Raw genomic sequence first — 602 nt, 5'->3', positions numbered from 1 at the left:
TTTCGGCCGCGACAGGGTCGTCAGTTGCTTTTCGAGTGAACCGTCGTCATGGGCCTTGGCCAGCATCGCCACGAGCGTGGCCGCCGTGACGAACTGGACGCTATGGTTCTGCTGGATCGCCTCGCGCCCGAGAGCCACCGCCAGATGTGTTTTGCCCGTACCCGGAGGTCCAAGGAACAGGACCGTGTCGCCATGGGCAATCCAGCGGCAGGTCGCCAGCTCCCGGATTTGGCGCTGATCCAGCGACGGCTGCGCGTCGAAGTCGAAGCCATCGAGTTCGCGCACAAACGGGAACTGCGCGATCTTGCCTGCCATAGAGATGCGCCGCTCGTCGCGCCGCGCGATCTCGCGGGTCACCAGGAAGGCCAAAGCCTCGCGCAAGGTCATTTGCGAACGCGCCGCTTCGTCCAGCAGCGTATCGAGCTGGTCCCGGATCGCGGTCAGCTTCAGCCGGTCGAGCTGAGCCACCAGCATCTCGTGATCGACCGTCGTCATCACCAGCTGCCTCCCACCAGTGCCTCATATTCGGCCAGCGGCCGCAACAGAGCGGAAGGCGCAACGATATCCACCGGCGCCGATCGCACCGGCGCAGCAGCGCCGAC

At 65.3% G+C, this 602-nt stretch carries 1 protein-coding gene; it reads right to left on the bottom strand.

Going from position 1 to position 602, the window contains the following annotated elements; translation table 11 throughout:
• Nucleotides 1-495, bottom strand: a 495-nt coding sequence (locus EN780_RS36755) for an ATP-binding protein (protein ID WP_128276618.1), incomplete at its 3' end; no start/stop codon positions are given.
• Nucleotides 496-602 lie beyond the last annotated feature (107 nt).

It is taken from the genome of Mesorhizobium sp. M4B.F.Ca.ET.089.01.1.1 (assembly GCF_004022605.1).
Taxonomy (GTDB): domain Bacteria; phylum Pseudomonadota; class Alphaproteobacteria; order Rhizobiales; family Rhizobiaceae; genus Mesorhizobium; species Mesorhizobium abyssinicae.
This window is presented reverse-complemented; position numbering and strand designations above follow the sequence as displayed.